We start from the raw sequence: 20139 nt of genomic DNA on the forward strand, positions 1-20139 counted from the left end.
GTACCACTATTTCAACATTGGTTTAAGGAATCGGCCCGTCCACGATTGCTCACATTGTGCAACTTGTTCTGGGGTTCCCTCAGTGACGATTGTGCCGCCACCGTCACCGCCTTCAGGGCCGAGATCGATAATCCAATCCGCTGATTTGACCACATCAAGGTTATGTTCGATAACAATTACCGTATTGCCTTTATCTACTAATCCTTGCAACACCAAGAGTAGTTTTCTCACATCTTCAAAATGCAAACCCGTAGTCGGCTCGTCAAGAATGTACACGGTTTTGCCAGTAGAGCGTCGCTGTAATTCCGTAGCAAGTTTGACGCGCTGCGATTCGCCACCTGAAAGAGTTGGAGCAGGCTGACCAAGACGAATGTAGCCAAGACCGACTTCAACAAGCGTGTCAAGGTAGCGTGAGATTGACGGATATGCTTTGAAGAACTGCGCAGCTTCCTCAATAGGCATGTCCAAGACATCAGAGACGGATTTACCGTTGTATTTGACTTCGAGTGTCTCACGGTTATACCGCTGACCGTGGCATTCTTCGCATTCAACGTATACGTCAGGCAAGAAGTTCATCTCAATCTTGAGCGTGCCGTCGCCGTGGCAGGCTTCACATCGACCGCCTTTCACGTTAAAGGAAAAACGACCCGGACCGTAACCACGCACCTGAGCCTCAGGTGTTTTCGCAAAAAGTGTACGAATCTTATCCCACACACCTGTGTATGTAGCAGGGTTAGAACGCGGGGTGCGTCCAATGGGATTTTGGTCAACATGAATAACTTTGTCGCATTGGTCAACACCTTCGACTCGCGTATGCTTGCCCGGCACAATACGCGCACCATTAAGCTTGTCAGCGAGCACGGGATACAGAATCTGATTGACGAGCGTAGACTTGCCGGAACCGGAAACGCCAGTCACCACGGTCATCACACCGAGTGGGAAGTTTACGGTGAGATTTTTCAGATTATTTTCCCGTGCTCCAACAACTCGAAGTCGCTTGGTCTGATGTGTTTTGCGACGATGATCCGGAACAACAATTTGACGTCGCCCAGCAATGTAGTCGCCAGTAATAGATCGAGGCGCTTCAACAAGTTTCGATGCGGGTCCGGAATACACCACTTCACCACCATGTTCGCCAGCACCCGGACCAATATCGACAAGCCAGTCGGCTTTCTCAATAGTTTCTTGATCGTGTTCAACGACGATGAGTGTATTGCCGAGATCACGCAGACGATGCAATGTTTCAATAAGCCGCTCATTATCGCGCTGGTGTAAACCGATGGACGGCTCATCAAGCACATACATAACACCGACAAGACCAGATCCAATTTGTGTAGCCAACCTGATACGTTGCGCTTCACCACCAGACAGCGTCTTTGCAGCACGTGACAGTGTTAAATAGTTCAAGCCAACGTCATTGAGGAATCCAAGTCGGGCACGTATTTCCTTAAGTACTTCCCCCGCAATTTGCGCAGCCGCTCCAGTAAGCTCAAGCCCATTCACCCATGCAAGGCTTCGTTCAGCAGACATATCGCACACATCGGCAATCGATTTACCATTAATCGTAACTGCGAGCACTTCAGGACGAAGTCGACGACCTTTACACGTCTGACATGGCACCTCACGCATATACGATTCGTAATACTGCTTCATCTGATCAGAGTCAGTCTCATCATGCCGCCGCATGAGCGTGCGTATAACGCCCTCGAAACCGGTTGAGTATTCGCGCATACGCCCCCAACGGTTACGATAGGATACCTTCACCTCGAAATTACGCCCATACATGATGGCATGGCGCACATCTTCAGGCAGATCCTGCCACGGGGTGTCAAGATCGAAGCCCATTTCTTCGCCAAGACCCTCGAGCACGTGGCGATAGTACTCTCCCGTTCCCTTCGTCAATCCCCACGGTTCGATTGCTCCCTCATTGAGAGTTTTACTGGGATCAGGAATAACCAATTCTGGGTCAATCTCTAGCGAATAACCGATACCTGTGCAGTCAGGACACGCACCATATGGCGCGTTAAACGAGAACGTGCGCGGCTCAATCTCATCAAGTTCAAGCTGATGTCCGTTCGGACAAGCACGCTTTTCTGAAAATGGTTGGCGGCGCAACGGATCGTTTTCATCACGATCCACATAATCGATAACGACGATGCCTTTGGCCAGTCGCAACGCAGTTTCAATCGAATCAGTAAGCCGCTGCCGGATACCATCTTTGATAACCAAACGATCGACTACTACTTCAATAGTGTGCTTCTTCTGCTTGGCAAGCGTAATATCGTCGCTCAACTGCACCATCGAGCCATCGACCAGCGCGCGAGCATAACCGTCACCACGCAACAGTTCAAGTAGATCTTCAAACTCACCTTTACGACCACGCACTACAGGAGCGAGAATTTGGAAACGAGTACGCTCCGGATTCGCAAGAAGCGCATCAACCATCTGCTGTGGAGTCTGCGCGCTCACTGGCTCGCCACATACTGGGCAGTGCGGTACGCCAGTGCGCGCGAATAGCAGTCGCAAATAATCGTAGATTTCAGTGATTGTTCCCACCGTTGAACGAGGATTACGGTTTGTAGTTTTCTGATCAATTGAAACAGCTGGGCTTAAACCTTCAATAAAATCAACATCCGGCTTATCCATCTGGCCAAGGAACTGCCTCGCATACGCCGACAATGATTCAACATATCGCCGCTGACCTTCAGCAAAAAGCGTGTCAAATGCCAGCGATGATTTACCTGAACCAGACAGCCCAGTGAACACTACCATGCGGTTACGAGGTATTGCAAGATCTACATTTTTAAGATTATGCTCGCGCGCACCTTGAATAGTGATCTTAAGATCGTTAGGAATACGCGTAATATCTGCTACAAGCGAAGTGTCCGTGCGGCGCATCGGTGCCTTCGCAATTTCACGCGACAGAAACGAATCGCTCGTCATCACGCGTTCGACTGTCACGCTACCATTCCTGCCACTAGCTTTATTCGAGGTTGCTCGTTTCGCTGCCATCACCGTCCGCCTTCCGTGATCCGAAACTTTCTTCGACCGATTCTGTGCCTAGAATACCCGATCTCACGACAGATTTCGAACACATGTTCGATCGGCGTGTTGCCGTATCCTCTCACTACCACACGCCGTAATCGAAACAACCCACGTTCGGCAAGACCATTTACAAGAGCACTTATCAGTGTTCTCGATATACCTTTGTATACGAACCTTCCGCACGCGGCCGCACCACAATGGAATCAATATCGACCGTATCAGGCTGCCCAAGTGCCCAACGCACACATTCTGCGATATCTTCAGCCGTCAACGGACTTGGCACACCAGCATATACAGCTTGCGCACGCTGCTCATCGCCACCGAAACGCTTGAGCGAAAACTCGTCTGTGTGCACCATGCCCGGTGCAATATCGATCACACGCACCGGCTCGCCGATTTGCTCAAGACGAAGTACACGTGCCATAACTTTTTCAGCAAACTTAGACGCACAATATCCAGCGCCGCCTTCATACGGTTCAATACCAGCCGTCGAAGAAATCACCAGCACCGTGCCGCCACCCGGCGCCTGCTTCAACGCTGGCAGTAGCTTCTGCGTAATACGTAGCGTGCCGAGCACATTCAACTCGTACATGTTCCGCCAGTCATCAAGACTAGCCGTAGCAACAGGGTCTTTGCCGAATGCTGCTCCAGCACAATTCACGAGCGCTTTAACTTGGCCACCGGCTAATACTTGGTCAACCGCAGCCTGCGTACTAGCTTCATCAGTAATATCACATACTGCATAGCTCACTGCGTCACCGAGTTCGTCAGCGAGCGCTTTGAGTCGTTCCTCGCGTCGTGCGAGTGCGACAACGGCCCATCCGTCTGCGACGAGTGCTCTCACGCTTGCTGCTCCGATGCCGCTTGATGCTCCGGTAACCACTGCCCGTTTACTGTCGTTCATGGTCAGGCTCCTCTTGAACTTGTGAATATGCTTATATGCCGTGTAGTTGATGGTCAGCGTCAGCTACCTTCTGTCGGTGTCTATGATAGTCGCGTCTTAATGCCAGCGAAGAGGGCTGTTCAGTGGCATTGGCGATCTGCTGGCTGTAAATCTTAACGCTGTCTTAGCCGAGAGCGGAAGTTGCGTGTTGGTCTTTTCAGATTGTGGTGTGCGCGTAACAATGAGTGTTACCGTGGCTTATTTGTGTGTATACCATGTATGCCGGTTACGGTAAGTGAACGTTCTCGTCAACGACGAAAGGATGATGGCATGAGCGATCAGCGTGTCAAAGTGGGCAATAGCGATTTGACGGTGTTCCCGCTGGTATTGGGTGGTAACACGTTCGGCTGGACGAGTGATGAGGCCACCAGTCGCAAGGTGTTGGACGAGTATGTTGAGGCGGGTGGCAACTTTATCGATACCGCTGACGTGTACTCGGCGTGGGCTCCGGGCAATGCTGGCGGCGAATCCGAGATTATTCTCGGCCGTTGGCTGGCGGTGCGCGGCAATCGTGACGATGTGGTTATTGCCACCAAGGTGAGCGAGCATCCGCAGTACAAGGGTCTGTCGCATGATAATGTGCTTGCCGCTGCGAATGAGTCGCTGTTACGTCTTGGCGTTGATGCTATCGACCTGTATTACGCCCACTTCGACGACAAGAACACGCCGCTCGAGGAGACGGCTGCTGCGTTTGATGAGCTGGTGAAGGCTGGGAAGATTCGCGCGATCGGTCTGTCGAATTATACAGCGGATCGTATTGAGGAGTGGTTCCGTATTGCTCGTGAGAACGGGTATGCGCTACCGGTTGCGTTGGAGCCGCATTACAATCTCGTGGCTCGCGGTAACTATGAGCGTTCGCTTGCCCCGGTTGCGGCACGTGAGAATCTTGCAGTATTCCCATACTTCTCGCTGGCTGCTGGCTTCTTGACGGGCAAGTATCGTTCTGCGGCTGATGCTGAGGGCAAGGCACGTCAGGGTATGGTTGCTGACTATCTCAACGCTGATGGGTTTGCACTTATTGACGTGCTTGATGAGGTAGCGCAAGCGCATGATACGGCGATTGCTACTGTTTCGTTGGCATGGTTGCGTCATCAGAGTGAAGTTGCTGGTCCGATTGCTTCGGCTCGCACTCCTGAGCAGTTGCCAGCGTTGCTTGATTCCGTGTCGCTCGATTTGACTGCTGATGAGCTTGCGGCCCTTGATCAGGTGTCTGCACCGTTTGCCAAGTAGATTCCAGTCAAGCTGTCACAGCTGGCTGAGGGGTAGGTACACGATAAGCACACGAGTTGAACGTTCCAAGAGTGTGACTACCCCTCAGACTGCTTCGCGTCCAGCTCCCCTGACAAGGGGAGCTATTCTAACTAAAGGATAGCGGATTTGTAACGAATGAATGGCGTAGGATATTAGTGCCGTAATCCACGCAGTGTTGCGATTTCATCGCGGTGCGTGGTTGGGGTGAGTTCTTTGGTTTCAAGAATCATCGGCAGTGACGATAATTGCGAATCGTTGACGAGTTGTTCAAAGAACATAAGACCTAGTTTTCCATCACCAATGTTGGCGTGACGATCTTTATGTGATTCAAATCCGAACTGGGAATCGTTCACATGGATTGCTTGTACTCGATCAAGGCCGATCACATCATTGAGTAAGCGTTTTATGTCATCGAAATGATCGAGTACGTCGTATCCAGCGTCGAACACATGGCATGTATCAACAGTCACACCGATCAAGGGTGCAACACTAGAGTCAACATGGTTAATTATCGTCGCCAATTCCTCGAAACTACGGCCGCATTCAGTTCCTTTTCCCGCCATTGTTTCTAACAGAATCGGTACATGAGCGTGTGTGTCACTGTTCGTATCATCTACTGCGAGCGCATCGAAGACGCGATTGAGCCCTTCAGCAATGAGTTGGCATCCTTTTTCGGCGCCTTGCCCTACATGTGCTCCTGGATGAATGTTGAGATAGATTTCTTGTCCGGCTGCCTTAATTGATGCGAGCAGGCGGAGATCTTCAGCGAGCGCAGTGATGGCGAATACTCGTTTTTCTTGATCTTTGGCGGCGAGATTGTATACGTATGGGGCGTGTGCAACAAGTGGCCCGTAGTGTTCGGCGACGAGTTGGTGCGCGAAGTTGGCTGCGCCGTCAATAGTGAGTGATTTTGAGCGGCTACCGTATGGTGAGCGCGGGAAGAATGCGAATGTGGTGCCGCCTTCATCGTGAGATCGTTTGAGGAGCGCGTTCCATCCGTCGCTCGTTGATAAGTGTGAGCCGATGAATAATTCTGTCATGTGGTTTCTCCTTGCGATGATTACGGTTCGATAACATTCGTACTGGGATAATTGTAGGTATGAGTCATTTTGTTTCTCGCTGGTTGGTGTTAACTATTGCGGCCGGTGTGATGGTCGCGCTGCTGCCTGGCATGGAGGCTGTTGGTGAGCCTCCTATTCTTGGTATTGCCGCGTTTTCGTTATTTATGGCGTTGATTAATGCGTCGATTAAACCGGTGGTGCATGTGCTTGCGCTGCCGATTTCCATTGTGAGTTTTGGTTTGTTTGCGCTGATACTCAACTGGTTGTTTATGCAGTTGGCTTCATGGCTGGCGTTCACACTGTTCGATGTGGGCGTTATCATCCACGGTTTTTGGTGGTCGGTGCTTGGTTCGCTGATTATGGCGATTGTCTCCAGTATCGTCGGCGATGTTATCGGCGAATAGCCGAGCATGATCACTCACACCATTCATGTTGGTACTGTCAGTGAATTCGCTGACAGTACCAACAGTGTCCTGTTCTTATCTATCCACTATCCTGTCTGCACTCGTATTATCTTGTTCTGTTAGTGCATCAACGTAACCAGACCATGTGGCTTCATGCAGCGACGTGGTGCCGGTTTGCGGATCTTTACGTGTCACGTATGCTTTGGTGGACATTTCAAGGATTTCGCCTGTTTTGCTTTCCGGCGCAGAAACGATGACTTGGAAGCCGAGTCTCGGCAGTACACCCAACGCACGTTTCGTGTACCGGCCGTCAGCTTTGATAAGTGCCTCGTCAAGGAACAGTGTGGTGTAGCTGGGTTTCAACCGATGTTCCATACCACCGCCAAGCAGGTACATGAGTGCTGCACCGTATACGAACGACGTGAGCTCCTGCAATGCGCCGCCTGAGCGTCCTCCTGTTGAAGTGATGCGCTCGTCATCGCCGTCGTCGTGATGCACGATCGCATAGAATGAGGAACGGCAACGAGGGTCGAGATCACGCGCACCATAATTGCGAATACCGTTCACGTCTTTGACTTGCGCAAGCTCATCACGTAGCAGACTGATGATTGTCGCGCACGCAGCAAACGCTCGTTGCGCACTGTTTGACCCATCGTCAACTGTTTCAGTATTCGATGCGGATTTCCAATCGTTGAGCGTTCTGATAGCACGTTGCAGTTGCGTGGAGAATACGCGATCCGGACGGCGCACGTCAGCGTGCAGTGACAGGCTACCGTGACGCGGACCGAACTGTTGGCCGTCAAGCATGGCGTTAATGCGATCAAGCTGATCGCGAATATCTCCCGCATCCGTATCGATCGCACGTTTAATCGTCAACAAGCTCATGAGCAGCTGGTCAAGACAACGACGATATTCCGTTCCCGTGGCTTGCACTGTCGTCACACGTGACAGACTATCAAGTTCTTCAAGATAATATCGATAATCATTCACACTGGCAGTAAGCGCACCATCATCAGCCGCATATCGGTCAACATAGTCAGCCATATTGAGTTCAACGCGAGTACGTACGGTATCAGCGTCCGCTTGTAACGAGGTGATATGCGCGGCAAGATCTTTACTCACGCCGGCAATAACGCGGTCAGCGAACGTCGTCGACGACTGTTGCACGGATGTAAGCGCGGATGTTGCAGGGGCAGACGTACTCAGTCCAGCACCGATAATCATGTGCGCGCGTAATGCTGTATCAGTAAATCCGTCGAATCGCTGCTCATAGGCTTGGGTGAGACGAGCGACAATATCCTCATCAAGTACAGTGTGCGCGGAAGAATCGCTGTTTTGCTGCGTATCCAGCCATGCGCGTGCGGTGGTAGCCGCAGCTGCAGCCGATTGTGCAGCTTGCTCAGCTTCTATACGCTGACGTTGCACGCGATCAAGTTCCTCGCTCAGACTATCGCGCATAGTTGCAAGCCGAGCAAGCTGCGGATCGTTTGTGATCGAGGCGATGGTAGTTTCGATATCATCGATATGCTGTTGCGCGCCGGTCACATCAACGCGTTCCCACGCAGTATAAGCAAGCTGATCAGCAAGTTCGCGCTCTCGCTGCAACTGTTCGACGGCTGTTTTCGCATCCTGATAAGCATGCTGCGCATCATCAGCTTTGCTATGAGCCTGATCAATCTGATGACGTAACAGATCAAGATACTGTTCGTTGACAAAACCGATGATCTGCTGACGATCTTTCACACCATGCTGACCGCGCTTGCCAGACTTAATCTGACCGTCAAGCTGTACTTGACGTATATCGTGATTGGCATCATCAATCGCAGCAACGCAACGTGCATCGAACCGGTCAGAACACGTCTGTGTACGCAGCCATCCAACGAACGGGGAATCATCGCGGTACCGCAACTTGTCTGACATCCATTCGCCACTGTTACCGCTCGCACTTTGGACGCTCGCATCATCACTCTCGTCGTAATCGCGTGTTGTATCAACGAACTGCCAGGTGCGACGAGTCATACTCTGCGGGTCAATAGTGCTGACTTTCGCAGCAAAACCTTGCTCATACCGTTTGTCAACAAGAATGGTTTGCGCAATCGGCGCGTACACGACGTTCATGGCAAGACGCCATTGTTCATCACTGTCGCGCACATCCATGAGTTCAGCCACATACGGTAATTCGTCAGGTTGCAATCCTGTCGCACGGCAAAGCATGGCACGGGTTTCATCCATCTGCTGCGTAATGCGCGTGCGCTGCGCGCTCTGGCGCTGATAGTCCCGTTCGAGCGCATGTAACGCTTGTGCTGTTTGAGAGCGAACTCCAAACGCCGTATTACGCGCGTTTTCGAGTTCATTATCACGCTGCTCATACTCGCGTTTAAACATTACCGCGTCAATACGCGCTTGCTCCCATGCTGCATCATCAGCCGGCATGGTTTTGCCAACCCCATCGAACGAGGATGCAATACGATTGCGCGTAACAGTTACTTCATCCAACGTATGTCGTGCCGTCTCAAGTTCGTATTCGAGACGAGCAAGATTGCCGCCATCGAGCCCCTGCATTTGATCGCGAATCACGTCAATACGCGACCGTATATCGTCCACTCGATGCGCAGCCGTGACCGCATCTGCTTGACGCAACGCATGCTCATGTTCGTCAATGGGCAATTGTGCGGCGACTTCATCGGTCATGCGCGCGGTCACCCACTGTTGGATTGCTGCCGCACCTTCGCTTGTAGACGGGTCAACAGGAGAATAATGACGTACGAGACGACGAGCCTGCTCGTATTGCGTATAACCATCACGTATGGTTTGCAGTCGACTCATACGATTAGCGTTATCTCGCATAGCACGAAAATTCTCGTCATACCGATCGTAATCATCAACCGTATTACGAGCCAATTCGAGTGCTTCCGGTACACCAAGCACGCCTTGTTTGAAAATATCGTCAAGACGTGAAGGCGCATCTGCTGACTGAATTTTCGCCAATAGTCGACATGCCTCCGCGCTCAAGCCCATAACCGACCAAATATGCTCATGGAATGCTTCAGCACTCGGAAAAGTGAGACACTGCGGATACACGGTTTTCAGCTGGGTTGGCGTAAACGGCGTATCACGATACTGGTCCATAGACCGCGGGTCAATCGGCTTATCCCACACCACGTATTGACGACGCACCGCACCCCGCTCATCGCCGGGCATAAGATACAAGAATTTGCCACAAGACAAGGTTTGTCCATCAGTCAAATTGCGATAGGTGTCGACGATCGCACCCCATACTGCTTGCGGCGCACCGCTGCTATCACGCCCACGTAAATACACCGGCCGATCACCATCGCCATCATTGCTCACACCGATCATACCAAGCAGATACGTGTAATCACTGCGCTCGGAACGGCCCGAGTTTGACGCTTTATTAAACGGTGTACCAGTCGGATACAACAATGAGATTTGCGCATCCACGAGCGTAGATTTACCCGACTCGCTCGCACCGGCAAGTAGTGTCACCGGCAAATCACGGTCCATAGACGGGCGAAACTCGTGATACCCCTCATATGAACCCCAGTTGACAAGCTGTCGACTCTCCATCATCCATCGATCAGCGATCATCTGTATATCTTTTGCCATGTCACTGCCCTGCCCTATCAGCCACTTCATCTGTGTTATTCATGTCATCCGTATCAGTTGCATCATCAACATCATCGAAGCCATCAAATAACGGTTCCGCGAACGCCGTCTCACGATTGGCACTGTCATCGACATCAATGCTTGCATCGTTTGCATCCTGATGAGCATTACTGTCAACGGTCCCGTCAATGTCTTGCACGTCCTCATCAGCAACCGTCATCCATGCGCGAGCCAATTCACGATCCAAAACCACTGGCACGAGCGGTGTGATCACATACATTGTCTCATCGTCAGTCGTGCGTTCAAGATATCCGTACGTACACATGGCCGATACGATTGCACCAACCTGTTTGAGTACGGTTTCCTCATCGTTACGTCCCGCAAGAAAGCCGGTACCGGTTGCGAGCGCCGCGCGGATTTCTTCAAAACTGACGAGCCATCGTTCGCTTGTTTCGCGCGCGTTTTCGTATTCGAGTACGCGGATGCGTAGGAAGGCGAGTGTTGCTGCTTCCTCTCGTTTGAGACTGGTACGGGTTTTGAGTGCGCGCAAGGTGATGTCTGGACCGGTGACGGGCATGGCGATCATGATGCGGTAGCGTTCGTTGATGACCAGTTCGAGTAGGTCGTTGTTGAGGGAGCGGATGACGGCGTCACGATTGTCGAGCACGATGTCGTAGAGGTCGCCGGATATGTAACGTTCGCGTTTGAGTGCGATTGCGGCTCGACGTGCGTCGGCGGTCATGTCGCCGCTGTCGCCTTCGAAGAGAGCGTATGGGTTGACAGCGCTCTGCTGGTCGGCGCTCGGCAAGTCTGCTGGTTGCACGGATGCTGCCTTGGATGCCGTCTCGGATGCTGTTTGTGCGCGTGTTGACTCGTCTTGAGTGATGTTGTCTGTTGGTCGCATCGGCGTGTCTTATCCTTCCCTCGCGATCCTGTCGAGTTCTTGACTGTCGGTCAGTATTTGTCGTGTTATCCAGTCGCGTGCCTGTCCGTCTAGGGAGAGGCAATGCCATGTGGCACTGTCGTTACCGTTTGCGCATGGCATGGCGCTTAAGAAGCCGACGAGTTCGCTTTCTCGGCGTTCATCGTCGGGGAGTTGGTTGAAGCTTGCGGCCATGTCGATGCGACCGTCCGCAAGGGTTACCGGATTGCGCTGGATGAGGGTTGCCATGCGTTTGAGTCGTGGGCCTCCACCGATGATCATGGCGGTGAGATCAACTGGTGACATGTCGTTTGCTGTTGCGCGCGTATCTGACAGTCCTGGTGTGACGGCGCGTGCCATTGATCGCGCGGGGCGGGTTGGTAAAGCAGCGAATTGTGCGCCTGCACTGCCGGTGGCGTATGGTCGTGATGCATCGTTGGGATGTGCTCTTGCATCATTGTTGAGCTGTACGATGAGCTGGTTTAACGTGCTGAGCATCGTGCGGTATCGTGTGTCGGTTTGTTGGCGGACGAGCCGACTGACAGCTTCATCCGAGACGCGCATTTGACGGCGTACGGCTTCCAAACCGTCATAGATGCGGGCGAGTTCGTCGCGGATTTGGTCGAGTAGTGCACCGGATTCGCCTGCCAGATATGGGGTTTTGGCGATGTCTCGAAGCGCGTCGTCGATTTGTCGGCGACCTTCGTCGGTGATGATGACTTGGAATGCGTCGTTGAATCGACGGCCGGAATCTGATTCTTGAAATGAGCGACGATATTCGTCGTGGTATGCGGTGAGGATTTCGTCAACGCTCATGTCTCCGGCTTGCATACGTCGGCGTAGCGCATCGCCGTTGTCTCGTTCGGCGAGCACGAGTTCGCGCAGATCGATGGGTACTCCGCGCAAGGTGTTGTGAATAACCGCGATGACGTCTTCGACTTGAGCATCGTTGAGCGTAGCATGCTGTTGACCTTGCCGGATGCGTTTGATTTCCTGCTTACGTTCTTTGATCTCTTGGTTGAGTAGTCGAACGCGTTCGCCGGGATCGGCGGTCAGCTGCATGCGTGCATGTTCGATTTCCATGATGATGCTGTTGGCCTGCGCGCCTGATAGCGTGCGAGTTTCGTCTTCTAGACGGCTTAATGCTTCAATGGCCCGATGTGCTCGTGCAGTGAGCCGGTACAGGAATCGGTGCGAAGCGGTATCAAGTGAGTTGGCAAGCCACGCGTAATCTCCGTTGCCTTCTCGACTTAAGTCAACAAGGATTTGATGCGCAGCTTGCGCATATGTTTGCTCGAGTTTAGGCGTATAGTCGCCGGTTTTAGCGAGCATGACCAGACTTTGTGAGAATCGTTCCTCAAGGGTTTCGCGCGGCAGCTCGCCGGTTAACGGGTCGAATGCGGAACGCAATAATGCGATATACAGTTTAGCGTTTTGGCGTAGTAACAGGCGAAGCACTCCGGTTTCGTAGACCGGTCGTAACCGTTCCATCTCCCGTCTGACATCGCCCATGCCGCTCCTTTACATCTTCCACGCTAGCTTCCACAGTAACGACTCGACGCTAGCACATATACGGGAGCACGCCGCGTCTCACTCGCTTCGTAATGCTTCAGTTGGTGTCAGTCGTGCGGCGCGTGAAGCCGGGTAGAGACCGGCAATAATACCAACACATACCGCTGCACACCAAGCCAATGGCAACGCTGTCCAATCTAAACCCAATGGTATTCCAGTCGCCGCCACAACGCTTAGCGTTGTCGCAACACCGATCGCAATACCAGCAAATCCACCAAACGCAGACAATAGAGCCGATTCCGTCACGAATTGCATGCGAATATTGCCTGCAGTGGCACCAAGCGCACGTCGCAAACCGATTTCGCCACGGCGTTCCATTACGGTGACGATCATCATATTAGCAATGCTCATACCGCCAATTGCGAGCGCGATAATACCGATCATCAAACCCAGTGTGGTCAGTGAGTCGTCAGTAGTGTTGCGTGCTTTGGACAGGTCTGCGGACGCGGTGACGAGCACGTTGCCACCGCTAATGTTGGCTGCGTGGGCGAGTATACGCCGTGTCTGTTCCGTATCACCGGGCGTGGTGCGCACGTATATGGCTTTAATGCTGTCGATGCGAGCAGCTTGGTCCGGATAGTGTGCGAGCGCCCAAGCATGCCCGATGAACACGGATGTATTGAGTGTGTCAGCTTGAGGCATCGGGTCGAGAATGCCGATTACTCCATACCATTCATGATCGATGATGATGCGATCGCCAACGTTGGTGATACCGAGACGCCATGCGGCTTCAGAACCGAGAATAACCACCGGCAGGTGTTCGTTATTGCGGTCAATGCCATGCCCGTGTGCGTATGTTGCACCGAGCGCATCGAGTGCATGGGGTGCCATGATGGTTACCGCGATCGCGTTACCGTTGGTTGTAGGTACGAGATCGTTTTTGAACACTTGCATTTTGTCAGGTGGTGTATAGAACACGCCGACTTGTTCGACCGATGGTTGACGTGCGAGTGTTTCAGGCGCGTAGCTTGGCAACGGAATGGTTTGCCGAGCAGCATCTTGCCCGGGAGCAACAACTTGCAGATTCGCACCGAGTGCGTCCAGCTTGGCGAGCAGTGCCGCTTGATTGGATGCGGCGATACCGGATAATGCTACGTAGGCGGCTACGCCAAGCGCGATTCCCAATGAGGCAAGAATAGTGCGTGAGATGCGGCCAGTTGCTCCAATCCATGCCGTGTGGAAAAGATCAGCCAACCGAGTATGTAATGGCTTGCTCACGCTGATACGGTTACTCATGATTGAATTCCTTGATACTGATCAACGACTTCGCTGACAATCCCATCGTGAATATGTAATTGTCGTGGAAACCGTGCGGCGATATGCATGTCATGGGTAACCACGACAAGGCTCGCACCGCCATTGTCGCTCGCTGCAAACAGCAGGTCCATAATCGTGCGTCCAGTATCACTGTCGAGTGCTCCGGTCGGTTCGTCCGCGAACATAATGTCGGGATGTTTGACCAACGCACGTGCAATAGCTACACGTTGCTGTTCGCCACCGGATAATTGCGATGGACGATGATGCAACCGATGGTCTAATCCCACTTGCGTGAGCGCATTGATTGCGCGATCACGGCGAGTACTACGCGGCAATGCCGTGTATTGCAATCCAGTCATCACATTGTCTAATGCGGACACTGTCGCAATTAAATGAAACTGCTGGAAGATGAAACCAATACGTGTTGAACGCAGTGCGCTGCGTTGTCGTTCACTCATCGCCGCAATATCATCGCCGTCGTAGCACACCGACCCGGATGTTGGCATGTCAAGCGTGCCAAGCAAAGACAGGAGCGTTGATTTACCCGAGCCTGATGGTCCAACAATTGCCACGCGTTCACCTCGGGCAATGGATAAAGTTGTTGGATGCAGTATTTCTTGGCCGGCAAACGCTTTCGTTACGTGATCTAAGGCAAGCAGTGCGTCATCAGTCACGACACCACCACCTTATCGCCAACGTTCAACCCGTCTGCTTTAGTCAGTTGTACTTGTGCGTTCGCGACTAATCCGATCTCGACCGCAATACGTTCGAGTCGCTCTCCTCGTACGACGTCAACCGCGTACGAGTTGCCTGCGCTCGCAACAAGCGCGGTTACTGGTACGATCAGCGTTTCACTGGTTGCCGTAGCGGATGCATTGGGAATGATCAGGTTGACTGATGTTGCGCCGAACGCGGCAACTTTAGATTGGTCAGGAAAGTCGATGCGCGCCGATGGTGAGGTGACTTGGCCGTCTTTACCGGTCGCCTGTCCTCCTTGATCGACAGCGGACAATGTTGTGTCGATCGTCGTATTGTCCGGCAGGACGACTTGCGCTGCATCGCCAGCTTTGAACGTGGCAGCCTGTGTAGCGGTGAGCGTGGCTGCAACATGCAGTGCGGTACCGGTGTAACTGGCTGGGCTGGCGCCGGAAGCGCCGAGTTTTGCGTTCACTGTGGTAATACGAATCGGTGTAGCCGGGACTACCGCTACTGAAGCTGGTTGGAATACGCCATCCACTGAATTTGCCGTCAGGCCGAGGGAGCGTTGCCATTGGCGAACAGCCTCACGAGTTAACCAGTCGAAATGAGCGTCTGGCGTGCCGGTGAAGAAACCGAGTTCGGCAAGATTCTCTTCGAGCTGCTTGACGTCAGGGCCATCTGTTGTATCCGTGTTCAATGTTCGCCAGAACGGTCGTTCACCGCGGAAAAGTGGTACAGGAACACCATCCATTTCATACACGTGTTCACCGATGTTGATCTGCTTGCCAGCAACTGGTAACTGTGTGATGATACCGGTCGCAGCAGCGAAATCTGATGCCGCATCATATTGCAGACTCGCGCTGAGTTTCGTTTGCGCGTTCAGTACGCCTTTGCTCACCGGTTGCGTGCGCAGTGTGGTCACGTCAACCTGTTGTTGCGACGATTGCCGAGTCGTATTGAGACGGCCGATCAGCGTCCACGGTTGCGTGACGATGCCGGTTACGATCAATGCTCCGACGACAACAACTGCAATGATTACCGTGATGATATGTCGTCGACGACTGGATTGATGCGTGCTTGTTTGAGTCAATGTCATATTGCGGTTTCCTTTACCGTCATCGGTGATATGACTGCGCTTCGCCACATGTATTGCGCGAAAACTGCGGTCATCATGATTCACTGTGCGCTGGTCGCTGAACCATCCGACAACATCTCTTCCATGACTTTCGTATAGTCGTAGCCGAATTCGTCCGGAGTGCCGCCAAAACCGAAGCTGATATTCGCACCACCGGTCGGGCAGTCTTTGAAGAAACGACGCAGTTCGCTTTCGCTAACAGTTTTCGGAATCATGATAGTGGTCGGCGTATCACTGGCCGGGTCTTCAACCCAGTTGTAGCCATGTGCGCGCGCTTGTTTCGCAAAGTTAAGCGCAGCCTGCTTGTCGATATCGGAGTATTGATGCTGCTGCGTATCGCCTTGCACTGGCTGAGTGAATTCAGGATTCGCTTGCTCGCACGCTGCATAATCGGCTTGCTTGTTCGCATACGGTGTGCCAGCAAGTCCAGACGAATCTTGGAAGGTAACCCATGCACCGTTATCGTCAACAGTCGTGTATACGGCAGCCGGATATAACTGTTGGAATGAGCTCGTCGAATCTGAACTGATCGACGCACCATCGGAATCCCCGCCCACTTCGACCGGATTGCCAGACGCGTCCAACATGCGCAGTTCAGCCGTATCTTTAGTACCATGTCCGGATGAGTCAAGTACAGACGCAGATAATTGCGCATCAAACCCTTTCTCAGTCAGGCAAGCGACGAATCGTTTGGCCGTATCACTGACGTTGTTGTCCGTGCTGTTTGTATTTGGCTTGGCAGCATTGGTTGATGTTGTGTCACCAGTAGTACTGGTTAGTGGCGTTGAACAAGCGGCGAGCGTAACTATGCATAGTCCGCAAACAGTAGCAGTACTCAGTAAACGGCGAAATATAGCGGCATGTGCGACCATCGTGGATCTCCTTACGCATTGGTAGATATCGGCCAGTATCTATTCAACGGTGTGGTGCGTGGCGTGTCGGTGGGATAGTGCATTACTTTCGCATTACCCACCTTGTCGCAGGATAAAAAGGAGATAATAAGTAGGTTATCCGAGTCACGGCACGTACAAGGGAGACAACAGTATGCGCATTCTGATCGTCGAAGATGACCGAGAACTCGCGGCCGCATTAGATGATGCGCTACGCTACGAAGGCTACGCAACACTGTTAGCGGCGACGGGCACCGAAGCATTACAAGCGCTTGCCGATCAGACGATCGATATCGTGCTCCTTGATCGGGATTTGCCAGTATTGTCAGGGGACGCGGTCATGACAACGATTGCTGCAAACCGTATTCCCGTTGCCGTGATTATGCTTACTGCCGCTGCTGAGATTGGCGATCGAGTCAGCGGACTTGATTTAGGTGCGGATGATTATATAACCAAACCGTTCGCGTATCCTGAACTGCTTGCGCGTATCCGCGCTGTGCAACGTCGTTCAGGAAATAGTACTGCGACTGCAGCGGTGCTTACTCGCGGCGATATTACGCTTGATACAACACGACGTCTGGTATTTCGCAATCAAGGTCGTACGCTCGTCAAACTCACACCGAAAGAGTATGGCGTGCTGTTAGAACTCATGCGTGCAGACGGCGGATACGTGACCATTCACGAACTGTATGACAGCGTTTGGGATGATGCAACAGCAAGCGAGCCGGCTGACGTGATTAAAACCACGGTGTACTCACTGCGGCGCAAACTCGACGATCGCGATGTGATCGTATCAACTAGAGGGGAAGGATACCGTCTGCAATGACTACGAACACCAAACCAGAACAACATCACCCTCATGCGCACCATGTGCTGGGCCGCATATGGGATTGTGCCACTCGCGTATGCTCACATGCCATTATGCGACTGACACCGAAATCATTTCGCGCGCAACTCACTGTGGCAATCAGTATCGTCTTTTTAATAGCAATCGGCTCAGCAACTACCGTACAAACCGCCATCGTTAACGGCATGTTCTCCTATGCAATGACCATCACCACCAACCGGCAAGTAACCGGCGGCATCACGATGGAAAGTAACGGAGTAGTCAAAGGAGATACACCAGTTGATCTGGGTGCCGGGTCAACCACAACCTTCGGCAGCAGTCCACAAAGCGAACATGCAAATGGAACTTCAAACAATACTTCCAGCAACGCGAATGGCAGCGCAACCGGCAACACAACAACGCCGACAGACGACAACTATCATGTGGATTGGGGCAAAGACGGCTCATTCACCATCACCACACCATACGGCATCTCCATATGGAATCAAGACACCGTCACCAACGGGTTACGTATCAGTGCCGCTGTTATTTTCATACTCTTCGGTGCAGTCAGTGTGCTTGTTATTTGGCTCGTCACATCACGCATGTCTCGTCAACTCAAATCCATCAGTGATCAAGCAGCCGCGCTTGATCCAAGCAAACTCGATACGCGTATCGATGTGAATGGCAGCAAACATACACGTGCCGGACAATCCATCGAAGTCACGCAACTCGGCAATGCGATCAACGGCATGCTCGAACGCATCCAACACGCATCCGAAGCTGAACGACGATTCGTCTCGAACGCATCGCACGAACTACGCACGCCAATCGCCGCCGTCGAAACCAATCTCGACGCACCACTTGCTCAAGGCCGCTTCCCTGCTGATGTAGAACCGTCGGTACGTCGTGCGCTCGCCGCTAATCGACGCGGAGCTCAGCTTGTGCAAGCATTACTCACACTCTCACGTATCCAAAGTGGCACTATCAACGCACAACAGGCACAATCTGATACTGTTACAACATCACCATCCGCTTGTCTGAACGATTGTGTAACCCACGCAATCGACGATGTCCAAGACAACGCAGTAGAACGCCACATCACTATTCACGCTGATAATCTGCCGATCACCACGCTTACTGCCGATGCGACACTCCTTGACTTAGCAGTCGGCAATCTCATACGCAACGCCGTCGTACACAACACCGACGGCGGGTCCGTTGACGTTACGATTGCGAATGAGCATCATCATGTAACACTGACAGTAACGAATACCACCAACGAAACACTGCCCGATGATTTGACCGAGCTCATGCAACCATTCCATCGAGGCGAGCACTCACGTATCAGTGCAGTGCCAGGTGTTGGACTTGGCCTATCTATCGCCGCTGCAGCTTGCGATGCGATGGGCACGCAACTGACACTGTCGAGGCCCTCAGCAAGTACATTCCGCGCTGCAATTAGTGTTGATACTCTTCAAGAGTAATACCAGACTCGTGAATAGCCTGAGCGGCGTCACGGCCAACATATCGGTAATGCCACGGCTCAAATTGGTTGCCGGTAACATCAGATTTGCCATCCGGGTAGCGCAGAATAAACCCGTATTGCCATGCGTTCGCCGCCAACCAGTCGTACACACGTTGATTGGCATCCGCATCCGAAGCACCAACCGCGTTAAGATCAACCGCAAGACCGATCTCATGCTCACTGGTGCCCGGAATCGCAACTAATGTTTCCGCTTGCGCAGTAGCATCCTTCACGCTCATGCCCTGATTTTTATACAAGAATATTTTATCGTTCATAATCTGCTGTTGCATATCATGCGTACGGTAACCGGCCGTTACTTCAGGATTCAACCCATCCGCACGCATAGCATCGAACATCCGCTGCAAATCAGGGTATATACGTGAGTCAACCTCCTGTCCGTTAGCCAGCTTTGTAAGTTCAGGCTGAGGATAGTCATCAGGAATGCGATGCCAACGGTTGACGACAATAAGATTCCACGACTGCGGATCATATGCAGCTTGTGGCGTGCCCGGCGTAAACGGACCGATATGAGCAATACGGCCAAGGCCGAACAGGGTACCGACAAGAAGAGCTCCAGCGATAAGAGCTACAACCGTCAGCTGTGCTATAGCTTTCGCCATGCGCGCGTAACGATATTGGACAAAACTACGCACCGCTCCCCTGTTGCTGCTTGTGCCTATGCCATTTGTGTTGTTAGCACCCTTGCTTGATTTGACCGTGCCACGAGCGTCAATACTCGTTCGTGCGCTCACGATAGGTTCATTCATGATGCTCGACATGATGCCCGTCCCTTCCGACCTTTCACGTGTGAACGCTACCGTTAGCGTTCCGCGCGTGAAATGTGGCCAATGATAACCGTTAACTTCTTCCGATACTGTGTATCGTAGAAAACAACGCGGTGCATAGCTATCCGTCAAAGGGATGAAGAAACCCTGATTCTTCAGGATGATTACCAGCAAATAACCCTTAAGGGTGAATC

At 52.4% G+C, this 20139-nt stretch carries 15 protein-coding genes; 4 read left to right on the forward strand and 11 right to left on the reverse strand.

Features of this window, described 5'->3' with window-relative positions; translation table 11 throughout:
* Positions 1–6 precede the first annotated feature (6 nt).
* Positions 7–3012, reverse strand: a complete 3006-nt coding sequence (uvrA, locus tag BHAP_RS06830; RefSeq protein ID WP_094729984.1) for an excinuclease ABC subunit UvrA — start codon at positions 3010–3012, stop codon at positions 7–9.
* Positions 3013–3187: 175 nt separating this feature from the next.
* Positions 3188–3949, reverse strand: a complete 762-nt coding sequence (locus BHAP_RS06835) for an SDR family oxidoreductase (RefSeq protein WP_094729985.1) — start codon at positions 3947–3949, stop codon at positions 3188–3190.
* 309 nt (positions 3950–4258) lie between these two features.
* On the opposite strand from BHAP_RS06835, the gene BHAP_RS06840 reads away from it, so the two are divergent.
* The gene (locus BHAP_RS06840; protein ID WP_094729986.1) at positions 4259–5218 is read left to right on the forward strand and encodes an aldo/keto reductase; all 960 of its coding nucleotides are present in this window, start codon (positions 4259–4261) and stop codon (positions 5216–5218) included.
* Positions 5219–5391: 173 nt separating this feature from the next.
* On the opposite strand, the gene BHAP_RS06845 is transcribed toward BHAP_RS06840, so the two are convergent.
* A complete protein-coding gene (locus tag BHAP_RS06845) occupies positions 5392–6279 on the reverse strand; it encodes a deoxyribonuclease IV (RefSeq protein ID WP_094729987.1) in 888 nt (295 codons plus the stop codon).
* A gap of 59 nt (positions 6280–6338) precedes the next feature.
* On the opposite strand from BHAP_RS06845, the gene BHAP_RS06850 reads away from it, so the two are divergent.
* Positions 6339–6704, forward strand: coding sequence for a phage holin family protein (locus BHAP_RS06850; RefSeq protein ID WP_094729988.1), 366 nt, complete (start codon positions 6339–6341; stop codon positions 6702–6704).
* Between the two features lie 75 nt (positions 6705–6779).
* Here BHAP_RS06850 and BHAP_RS06855 read toward each other — a convergent pair whose 3' ends face one another.
* The 7 genes from BHAP_RS06855 to BHAP_RS06885 all read right to left on the reverse strand — a co-directional run bounded on the left by BHAP_RS06855 (position 6780) and on the right by BHAP_RS06885 (position 16788).
* On the reverse strand, positions 6780–10331 hold the full coding sequence (locus tag BHAP_RS06855) for an ATP-binding protein (RefSeq protein WP_094729989.1): 3552 nt from the start codon (positions 10329–10331) through the stop codon (positions 6780–6782).
* 1 nt (position 10332) lies between these two features.
* Positions 10333–11235: a DUF4194 domain-containing protein gene (locus tag BHAP_RS06860; RefSeq protein WP_094729990.1), complete on the reverse strand. Its 903-nt coding sequence runs from the start codon at positions 11233–11235 to the stop codon at positions 10333–10335.
* Positions 11236–11244: 9 nt separating this feature from the next.
* On the reverse strand, positions 11245–12765 hold the full coding sequence (locus BHAP_RS06865; RefSeq protein WP_094729991.1) for a DUF3375 domain-containing protein: 1521 nt from the start codon (positions 12763–12765) through the stop codon (positions 11245–11247).
* A 78-nt stretch (positions 12766–12843) separates the two neighbouring features.
* Entirely contained in the window at positions 12844–14061 is a 1218-nt protein-coding gene (locus tag BHAP_RS06870) for an ABC transporter permease (RefSeq protein ID WP_094729992.1), read from the reverse strand.
* Positions 14058–14756: an ABC transporter ATP-binding protein gene (locus BHAP_RS06875; RefSeq protein ID WP_094729993.1), complete on the reverse strand. Its 699-nt coding sequence runs from the start codon at positions 14754–14756 to the stop codon at positions 14058–14060. Before BHAP_RS06875 ends, BHAP_RS06870 begins: the two co-directional genes overlap by 4 nt.
* On the reverse strand, positions 14753–15877 hold the full coding sequence (locus BHAP_RS06880; protein ID WP_094729994.1) for a peptidoglycan-binding domain-containing protein: 1125 nt from the start codon (positions 15875–15877) through the stop codon (positions 14753–14755). Before BHAP_RS06880 ends, BHAP_RS06875 begins: the two co-directional genes overlap by 4 nt.
* 80 nt (positions 15878–15957) lie before the next feature.
* On the reverse strand, positions 15958–16788 hold the full coding sequence (locus tag BHAP_RS06885; protein ID WP_094729995.1) for a hypothetical protein: 831 nt from the start codon (positions 16786–16788) through the stop codon (positions 15958–15960).
* Between the two features lie 172 nt (positions 16789–16960).
* Here BHAP_RS06885 and BHAP_RS06890 point away from each other — a divergent pair, with 172 nt between their 5' ends.
* Positions 16961–17632, forward strand: a complete 672-nt coding sequence (locus BHAP_RS06890) for a response regulator transcription factor (RefSeq protein ID WP_094729996.1) — start codon at positions 16961–16963, stop codon at positions 17630–17632.
* Positions 17629–19119, forward strand: a complete 1491-nt coding sequence (locus BHAP_RS06895; protein ID WP_094729997.1) for a sensor histidine kinase — start codon at positions 17629–17631, stop codon at positions 19117–19119. The genes BHAP_RS06890 and BHAP_RS06895 overlap by 4 nt, the downstream gene beginning before the upstream one ends.
* On the opposite strand, the gene BHAP_RS06900 is transcribed toward BHAP_RS06895, so the two are convergent.
* Positions 19094–19912 (reverse strand): M15 family metallopeptidase, encoded by an 819-nt coding sequence (locus BHAP_RS06900; protein WP_244569331.1) that lies wholly within the window; start codon positions 19910–19912, stop codon positions 19094–19096. The genes BHAP_RS06895 and BHAP_RS06900 overlap by 26 nt on opposite strands.
* Positions 19913–20139: the final 227 nt, after the last annotated feature.

This window comes from Bifidobacterium hapali (assembly GCF_002259755.1).
Taxonomy (GTDB): Bacteria; Actinomycetota; Actinomycetes; order Actinomycetales; family Bifidobacteriaceae; genus Bifidobacterium; species Bifidobacterium hapali.